Below are 9,555 nucleotides of genomic sequence, written 5' to 3'. Positions count from 1 at the left end.
TCTGATCGATCTGGCGCAGGCTGATGTGTCTTTCGATGACCTGAGCTTCTCCAAGAGCGGCAAATTCGTGCTGGTGGAATACGGCGATGTCGAGATTCTGGTGCGCGGTGCATCGCTGTCAGAGCTCAACAGCCAAGACAACTTTCTCTTCTGATCGGGTGCATTAACCCTAACGCAAGAGCTTTGAAAGAAATGCGGCAGGAAGTGCATCATCCTGCCCAATTTCAGAACCCGTCTTGCCGCGGGTCCGCTTCAGTTTCGTCTGTGGTGGACAGTGGAAGAACGGGTGCCGAATGGGGGATTTCCTCGTGCATGTCGGCTCTGCCTTTGATTGGGCAGAGGATAGCGATTTTACCGAACTGGAAGGTTTGCGCGACGTTGCAGTCGTCGTGAATGATGCGCAGCCCACTGTCTACACTCTGACAGGACCAAATCCGGGCGGTGTGCTTGCTGCATGGGACCTGACGGCGGAAACAGCGGACGTTTCGCAGATTGCACTGTCGGGCACGGGGTCTCTGGGGGTCGATCCAGAGTTGATACTAAAGGGACGCGAATTGCTGGTGAGTGGTCTTGGATCGCAAGTTGCGAGCAATACGCTCACAGGCGTTTCTGGCATCAAGGTTCTGGAGGCAGAGCTGTCATCGCTTCAGGCGATCAGCAGCGGGGGCCTTTATGTGGTGCTCTCGGGTGCCGAGAGTATGGGGATCTACCGCTGGACCGGATCGGCTATGGACAGCGTTGGGGAGCTGTTCAGTCCTGAAGATATGGCTCCGACAGACCTGACCACCTTTGGTGGATTTGTTGTTGCGGGCGGCGTTGGTGACACGGTGCTCTCGGTTTTCAAGGCGCAGGCGGGGGGCGGCTTCAACACGCTTTATACCCTTTCAGCCGAGGAAAATCCGGGCATTTCTGGTCTGGTTCAGTTGGCCTCGGCGACCGTCGGAGGGGTGCGCTACGTCATTGCGACCGGCGCTCAGAGCAGTTCGCTCAGCGTCTTTCGATTGGAAAACAATGGCGCGCTCACAGTTGTTGACCATGTGAACGACACGACAACATCGCGGCTTGCGTCGGCACAGGTGCTTGACGTCGTTTCTGTTGGCGATCAATCCATGATCATCGTTGGAGGGCGGGACGCGGGGCTTAGCTTTTTCAGGCTGCTCCCGGATGGCTCTTTGCTGCATGAAGGAGAGCTCTCCGACACTCTCGAAACAGCTCTCACGGATGTGACGGCAATCGCGGCCTACAGAACGACCGATGGTACAATCGGAGTCGCCGCTGGCAGCGCGGCAGAGCAGGGGATCAGCCTTTATCAGAGCGCAGGCTCACTTGACCGGACAACCGTGACCGCAGTGAATGGCAAGGCCGTTGGCGATGAGAACGCGGCTGTCCTGATGGGGAGCCAATTCAATGACAAGTTAACCGCCGGATCAGCGGGAGACATCGTGCGCGATGGGGCCGGCGTCGATACCATGGTTGGTGGAGCAGGTGTCGACATCTTTTCTGTGGTCACAGACGGGCAAGAGGACAAAATCCTCGAGTTCGACATGCGGAACGACCTGCTGGACCTGTCAGGATGGGCATTCTACCGATCTGTGGACCAGCTAGAGATTTCGGTCACGGACACCGGCGCGCTCATCACGTTCGAGATGATCAACGGAACAGAAACGCTTGTCATCGAGAGCACGCATGGCCGAAAAATACCTGTCTCCCGCATAGAGGCAGCTCTGATCAATGGGCCGACGCGCACACTGCAAAAGTGGGTCGATCCTATTGTTGAACACTACGCAGACAGTCAGCCAACCGAAACCCATGACAAGCTAACCGGCGACAGCTGGGGCGAGATCATTGATGGATTGGCGGGCGACGACTGGTTGGACGGACAAGGGGGACATGACAAGATTTCCGGTGGGCTTGGGCAAGACACGCTGATCGGCGGAGACGGGGACGACGTTCTGGACGGCGGTGAGGGTGACGATGATCTGCGTGGTGGCGCTGGCGATGACAGCCTTACCGGCGGAGAGGGCGCAGACCGATTGGATGGGGGTACGGGTGCGGACATGCTCGACGGAGGTGCCATGGCCGACAGAATTCTAGGAGGAGATGCCGGAGATTCAATCCTCGGGGGATCTGGGAATGACACCATTGTTGCTGGAAGTGGGGCCGACCATGTGACCGGTGATCAGGGCGATGATCTCCTCCTTGGCGGTGCAGGAAATGACAGCCTTGATGGCGGAGCAGGCAAGGACAAGATCAAGGGAAATGCAGGCGATGATGCGCTTTGGGGACGGGGCGCACGCGATCAGTTATTTGGCGGCGGAGGCGCTGATACGCTCGATGGGGGCGCTGGCAAGGACAAGCTTGTGGGACAGGGCGGAGCCGACGTGGTGATTGGCGGCGGCGGCAGAGATCGGCTCAAAGGCGGGGGTGGCACCGACGTTTTGCAGGGGGATGCGCTGGGGGATCGACTCGAAGGCGGAAACGGCAACGACACCTTGATGGGCGGCGCTGGCAAAGACCAACTCTTTGGCGGGCGCGGTGATGACGTCTTGATAGGGGGCTCTGGCAACGATCGGCTGACGGGTGGGGCGGGGGCCGACACCTTTGTTTTCAGCGGCGGCAAAGACCGTGTGCTGGATTTCTCGGGAAACGATATTCTTGCGCTGGACCACACGCTCTATCAGCCTTTGGACGAGATCGACGCTTCACGCGTGAAAGCGGGTGTTTTGCTGGATTTTGGCGGAGCGGGAGAGCTGCTCATCGTTGGTTCCAAAGACGTTCAGGCGATCTTGGATGAAATAATTTGGCTCTGAATCCTGCGAAAAAGGCCATACCAGAGGCAAAACAAGCGCTTCTTTTCGGATCGAGCACGTAGGATGAATATATTTTTCACAAATAATTTCTGGAAACTGTAATTTCTGCAATCCATTGGTGCGGATAGACTGTCGGGAAAAATAAGCTGTGGCATCAATTGGTTCTGTGGCGGTATTATTGTTACATTGAAAACAATGTCATAGCTGGCGCCGCCAAGCGCTGCAGGGTTGCTTTCTGAAAAGGCGTCGAATTTTCTGTAAGATAAATTTGTCAAAGGTATCGTGGACGGTCTATCACATTTTCCTCTACCCGATTGGCAGGATTCTCGTAGTCGATTATGATTGCACGAAAAAATAGGCAGTTCTTCATTTATCGAAGCGAGAAAAATCGTGGCAACAAATTCTTATATTGGAACTGGTGACGACGACGTTATCAGCGGCGGCAGCACTGACGATACCATGATCGGTTATGCCGGAGATGACACTCTCCGGGGGTTGACCGGCAATGACACCCTGATCGGCGGTTCGGGCGACGACAGCTTGAATGGCGGCAGCGATGCTGATGGCGAAGACGCAGACGTTCTTGGCTATTATTACGAAGGGGGCGGCAGCGCTGTAACCGTCAACACCGGCGCAGGCACGGCGACGGATTCTTTTGGTGACACGGACACCTTTGAAGGGTTCGAGACAATCTACGGCACTGACCTCGCGGATACCTTCTCGCTGAGTGGGTCGGACGAGGTTGTGCTCTGGACCGCCGAAGGCGATGACACTGTGCGCGTTCTAAGCGGTCCTGCCGTGTTGAACTATAGCCGAGATTCCACACAGACAGGTGGCCAGAATGGCATTGTCGTGGACTTGCGTGATGGTGTGGCCACCGATGGTTTTGGCGACACGGACACCATCATCGGCGAAGTGACCGCAGTCCGCGGCACGCAGTACGACGATGAGATGATCGCGGGTGACTGGGCCGTACAATTCACGGGCTACGCCGGTGATGACTCACTGTTTGGCGGCTCTCAGGACGATGTTCTGCTGGGTAGCGATGGCGATGATGTGTTGCTTGGCTTTGGCGGTGGCGACACACTGAACGGCGAAGGCGGAAACGATAAAGTTCAGGGCGGCAAGGGCGATGACCTGCTCTCTGGTGGCGAAGACAACGACACGGTCAGCGGCGGCGCTGGCGACGATGAATTGTTGGGAAGCAGTGGCAACGACCGCGTCTTTGGCAATGGTGGCGACGATACGATCAGTGGTGGCTCTGGTCACGACCGTGTTTTTGCAGGCACTGGCGATGACAGCGTAAATGGCGACTATGGGAATGACCGTATTCAGGGGCGCGCTGGCAACGACACTCTGATCGGTGGTGGCAATGACGACACCGTTCTAGGTCAGGATGGCAATGATGCATTGATGGGATCTGCCGGAGATGACTTCGTCAAAGGCGGCAGCGGTGCGGACAACGTTGATGGTGGCTCGGGCGACGACCGCGTGGTCGGAAATGCGGGCAATGACTCTGTGATCGGCAACGATGGTGACGATACGCTCTTTGGCGGGACAGGCAACGACCTGCTGAGCGGCGGTCAGGGCGATGACCGTATGATGGGTGGCTCTGGCGCGGACACATTCTATTTTGTCGAAGGTGTCGAAGCCGTCAATCACGACGTTGTTGTCGATTTCGAAGATGAGGTCGACACTCTGGCCATCGAACAGAGCCTGATCGGCAGCTATTCGGTTGGCGAACTGGAGTCGTATGCCGAGCAGGTCGGCAACGATGTTGTCTTCACTTTTGACACCGGAGATACCTTGACCGTCCGCGGCATCGAAGTCAGCGCATTGATCGACGACTGCGCTTATTTCTAAGGGTGACCAAGGCAGCGGGGCGGCGCGAAAGCCGCCCTTTTTCTTTGGCGTCCTAGACCGCGTGGATGGTCACATTGGAACCGCAAACCTCTTTGGCAATGTCGACCACGTGACGGTGGTGCGTGAGATAGATCGCTTGACCGTTTTGCCCAATACGCGACAAAACTTGGCATGCCGAGCGCGTGCGATCCTCGTCGAAGGTCTCAAAGATATCGTCACAAAAGAACGGGAGGGTTTGGCCCTGTCCGGCAAGCTGGTCGTAGGCTGCGGCGCGTAGCGCGAGATAGAGTTGGAACCGCGTGCCCTTTGACAGATCCTTGGCCTGTTTCGCCTGACCCGCTGCATCATAGGCGATGAGCGTTTCCGTTTGACCTGACACCACCGTGTCCAAACGTGCATAGGCTCCATTTGTCAGGGCGGCAAACGTGTCTTCGGCTGACTGCATCATTCCACTTCGGTGGGCGTCCCGATAGCGGCGAATGGCTTCTTCTGCCAAACGGTGTCCTAGCTTGAGCTCCAGATGCTTTAGCGCGACGTCTTGCATCTCAAGCTCAATCGTAGATTTCTGCTCGGTCAATTGGGCGATCTCTGAATCGCCGGTCACAGCATTCAGGGCCTGGCTTGTCGCACTTCGCGCTGCAATCGCCGCCTGAAGCGCCGCGTCATTCGCGTCGAGTTGCGCATCTAGTTCTGCCACGCGCTCTGTCAGTTCTGGCTGTGTTTGGCCGGCCAATAGAACACGGGCGTCCGTCAAATCAGAGAGATTGAGCCCCGACAAAAAGGACTGCGTCAGATCGCTTAATGCGGTGCGTTCGGCGATAACTTGGTGACCCTGCGTGACGGCTGCACGAAGATCGGCAAGCGTTTCCGTTGCAATCTGCTCTGGGAAGATCGCCCCTAATTCGTGCACCTGTGTATCGATTTGCTGCAAGGCGCTTGTGGCTTCGGCGAGGTGTGCTTCGGCTTCAGCGATTTCTCGGGTGAGCGTTTGATGATGTTTCTCTGCTTCCTGCGCAGCGGCTGCGCGTGCGGCCAGTGACTCATATAACGCTTCTGCGTCGCCGGCGGCGGTAGGCCCGTACCTGTTGGCCAGCGATTGAACCTCGCAGTGAAACGCCTCTTGGTCTTTGGCCATGGTTGAAACCTGTCGCTGGAATTGTTGCCGTCTGATGTCGGCTTCGCGAAGCTTTCTTAGCGGGTCGAGCGATTGCTCCAGTGCGTCGGCAAGCAGCGCGTGATCAAACACGTCTCGCACCAGATTAGTCCAAGCATTATTGGTGTGCGCGGCAGCATCTTGTGCGCGCAAGACGCTTGCCTCGCGTAGTGTCAGATCTGCACGCAGAGAACGCAGAAGCTCTTGCCGAGTGCGCAGTGCTTCTTGCGCAGTTTGCTCTTCTGCCGCTTTGGTGCGCGCCTGATCCAGTGCGCTGTCGAACTCCGGCGCTTCTAGCGAGAGCTGTTCCGCAATTTCTGCCGCCAGCGCATCGCCGCGTTCGAGAACCGGTCTAAATTCGTGTTCTGTTTCCCGTAGCGCTCGCTCTGCACTTTGCGCCTGCTCTAGGGCGGTGACCCAGCTGACAAAACGCGCTGGCGGCAGTCCCTCGGGGAAACCTGCCATTTTGCAGGCATCGCGCAACTCTGTGTCGGCCGCTTCGGAAGATTGCCGCGCTAATTCGAGGTGCTTTAGCGCATCTTCATGGCGCACGGTCACTTCTGCTAGATCAGCCTCAAGTTGTCGTAATTCCCCAAGATCCCGCGCGTGGTGCAGACGTTGATCAGAGGCGGTATCGTAGGCCCGCATGGCGATTTCGAAAGCCGAAGCTGTTTCGGCGTCCATGCTTTTTTGATGAGTGGTCCACAACTGATCGCGCTCGGAGAGCAACACCTTGGCTTCGTGATCGCTAATGACCCCAATGCCTGACTTGAGTTGTGCAATCCGTGCGGATTTTGCTCTGAGGTCTGTCGCTAGAGCCTCGGCTGTCGCTTCGCGTTCGGCCTGTTGTTGTTGCGCCGCTTGAATGCGGAGCGCCAAGTCCTCTGCATCGCTCTTGGCAATTGGCAGGTTCGGCGATGTGTCGAACGTTTGGTGTGGCGTACTCAACTTGGACAACGCAGCACGATAGTCACGGTGGCTAGTAGCGACCGCTTGTTTCGCAACCGCATAGGAAGCGGCGAGCCTATCTGCGCCGTAACTGGCCAATAACTCAGTAAATGTTGTGGTCGCTTCGGTCGCTTCGGGTCGGTCAGCCTCGGCGCGCTGAAGCTTTTCTTGAAGTTTGTCCAGTTCGCCCTGTTCGGCAGTCAGAAGGCGATGCGCCTCTCGGGCAGCTTCACGTGCCATGTCGAGCTTATGAAGAGTCGGGTCATCAACCACGAGCTTTTCGAGCGCTTCGGGTGGAGCGCCGCATTGGCGTGCGATTAGCGCCATTTCTGCCTGAGCATCTACCAATTGCTGCTGACGGCGACCCAGATCTCGCGAGGCGCCTTTGTTCCGGGCACGCAGATCCTCGAGTGCGGACAGCTCGCCTTGCAGCGCCAAGGATGCCGGATCACGATGGATACTGTCTCTCTGAGCGGCTTTCTCGCTCAGAACCTTGCGCAGACGTTCCTGATCGGCGCGATGCTGTGTCTGCGCCGCGACCAGCGCGACCAGATCCTCGGGGTTGATGTCCAGTTGTTTGGGGAAATTAGCAACATCCACCAAAGCTTCTGACCGGCGATCAATCTCTGCCAGTTGAGGGAGCGCAGCCGCCCGCTGTTCTGCGCTGCCCTTTTCAGTCCGCAGGCGCGTTCGCTCAGCGATCAGGTCGTTTTGCTCTTGGTCGCATGTTTCAAATGCTTGTTTCAGCTTGCGATAGGCACTGGCAGGTACGTCGAGTTCTTTGATCCGTTTTTCGATGGCCTCCCGCTCTTTTTTGAGCGCAGCAAGGCGGGTCCGCGAGGCGCGGTGCTTGTGCAGTTCGTCGGCCTCTTTCTGAACTTGGTCAAGCACAGCGGTCAGGTCGCTGATGCCCGCCGCCGCAGAGAACAGAAGCCGCCCGATGTCACCTTTGCTGCTGGCAATTTCGTCGCCGCCTTTTTCAATGGTCTCGTCATCCAGACACAAGAGTTTGCGGTACTCAGCCTCGTCGAGGCCATTCAACAGACCCTTTATCGCGTTCTCGGGAAGGGCAATCCCGTTCGCATCCGTCAGGCCGTCCGAACGGAGCGGGAGCCGCGTGAAATGACGTGCGTTCCCTTCTATGTCGAGAATGCCAGATATGCTCAGGTTCTTGCGCTGGTGCTGGAATGCATAGGGATCTTGAAGGGGGTATCCGTAAAGCAGCCGCAAGAAGCCTTCCATTGTGGTGGTTTTGCCCGCTTCGTTGGGGCCGTAAATCACGTGAAAATCAGTGCCATCGGGCTTGGCGCCGAAATCGTAGATTTTGCCCGAGAACCGTCCGAAACGTTCTAGTGTGAGTTGCCGCAAGCGCATCAGTCACTTGCCCCTTTCATCCGTGCGAGGATTTGCGCTGCGCCTTGTTCTGTCAGGTTTTGCGCCAAAGATGTCGCCTGTTCTTCGCTTGGCAAAAGCGCTGCTCGCAAAGAAGGTGGAAGATCGTTGATCATTGAAATGACGTCGGTTTCGAGGCTCGCAGCAAAGGCATCCTCTTGGCGGATGCTCTCCATGATCGCCTGTAGCTCGCCTGTGGCCGAGTTGTCGGGCGCGTCGCTTTCGGGCGCTATGTCGAAGGCAACTTTTTCGACCCAGAGCGTGCCCGTTTCCAGCGCCATGTCCTGAATGGTTTGCGTCCAGGCATCCGAATCCCGTAGGATTTGCCAGCGCCTTGAGGTTGCCCCGCAAAGGGTTGTGCGAAGGATGGCCGAGTCCGACTGGAGCTCTTGGGTAAAGCCAGAAAGATGCCGCCGGATTTCAGCGCGGATCGCGTCATCGGTGGCGCAACCGCCCACAGGAATGCTTAGAGCAGTGAACTCGACGACGGAGGTTGGAAGGGCACTCACCGTCATGCCGGCTTCTCCTAGCTCAATCAGACTCGCGCTTTGCGGCCCCGCTTCGCCAATGTCCCGACCCTGCGGAATGCCGGGCATGACCACCCAAGGGTTCTGACTATGGATCTGCCGCTTGTGTACGTGCCCGAGCGCCCAATAGTCGAAACCCAGATCGCGCAATTGATTGAGCGTGCATGGCGCGTATGGATCGTGCCCTACTGCACCAGAGAGTGATGTGTGCAGCATCGCGATATTGACTGCGTCCGGGACAGGCTCTCCGAATTTGGGTAGCAGGCTGTCCGGCGCGTGCTTGCTACTGAAACTCACTCCGTGAATCCAGACGTCAGACTGCGGGATTTTTACCTTGCCGCCCCGCGCGCCAAAGACATGGACATTCTCGGGCAGCGCGACTTCGCCGGTGATCGGGTTCTCGGCGTCGTGGTTGCCTTTGATGTAGAACACCGGAATACCTGCGCTGCGCAATCGCTCCATCTGGCCGGAGAGAAACGCCGCGGTTTTCGCACTCCGCTCGGCACTATCATAGAGATCCCCGCTGATCAGCAGCGCCGCCACCTCTAGATCGATCGCACTGTCGACCAAGCGGACGAGCGCGGTTCTGGTGGCGGATTGGACCTTGGTTCGCAAGTCCTCGTTCCGTAGCGCGAGCGATTTGAGCGGTGAATCTAGGTGTATGTCGGCGGTGTGCAGGATTTTCATGTGATACTCTTGGCTTAGGCGAAGAGTGGACCGCAACGTGAGTGTCCGCAAGGCCATTCGGCTTGCGTCTATGTGTTGACTTTTTTGTTTTGGATGTGCTCGCCGACTATCGCGAGGCGGGTGCCGAAGCGGTCTATCATCGGCACTTCTAAGTCGAGACATTGGCGAGGGTACG

General features: G+C 57.3%; 4 protein-coding genes. 2 read left to right on the top strand and 2 right to left on the bottom strand.

All coding sequences use genetic code 11. The annotated features are described in order from the left end of the window. Positions 1-293 precede the first annotated feature (293 nt). Positions 294-2,810, top strand: a complete 2,517-nt coding sequence (locus AB9K37_RS07120) for a calcium-binding protein (protein WP_369836495.1) — start codon at positions 294-296, stop codon at positions 2,808-2,810. A 390-nt stretch (positions 2,811-3,200) separates the two neighbouring features. Beyond that, positions 3,201-4,673, top strand: coding sequence for a calcium-binding protein (locus AB9K37_RS07115; protein ID WP_369836493.1), 1,473 nt, complete (start codon positions 3,201-3,203; stop codon positions 4,671-4,673). A 52-nt stretch (positions 4,674-4,725) separates the two neighbouring features. Here AB9K37_RS07115 and AB9K37_RS07110 read toward each other — a convergent pair whose 3' ends face one another. Together AB9K37_RS07110 and AB9K37_RS07105 are read right to left on the bottom strand one after the other, a co-directional pair. Next, the gene (locus AB9K37_RS07110) at positions 4,726-8,148 is read right to left on the bottom strand and encodes an AAA family ATPase (RefSeq protein ID WP_369836490.1); all 3,423 of its coding nucleotides are present in this window, start codon (positions 8,146-8,148) and stop codon (positions 4,726-4,728) included. After that, positions 8,148-9,380: an exonuclease SbcCD subunit D gene (locus AB9K37_RS07105; RefSeq protein ID WP_369836487.1), complete on the bottom strand. Its 1,233-nt coding sequence runs from the start codon at positions 9,378-9,380 to the stop codon at positions 8,148-8,150. The genes AB9K37_RS07110 and AB9K37_RS07105 overlap by 1 nt, the downstream gene beginning before the upstream one ends. Positions 9,381-9,555: the final 175 nt, after the last annotated feature.

The sequence above is a fragment of the Donghicola sp. XS_ASV15 genome (genome assembly GCF_041224595.1).
In the GTDB taxonomy this organism is placed as follows: Bacteria; Pseudomonadota; Alphaproteobacteria; order Rhodobacterales; family Rhodobacteraceae; genus Donghicola.
Note: the sequence above shows the minus strand (reverse complement) of the source record. Positions and strands in the feature narration are given on the sequence as shown.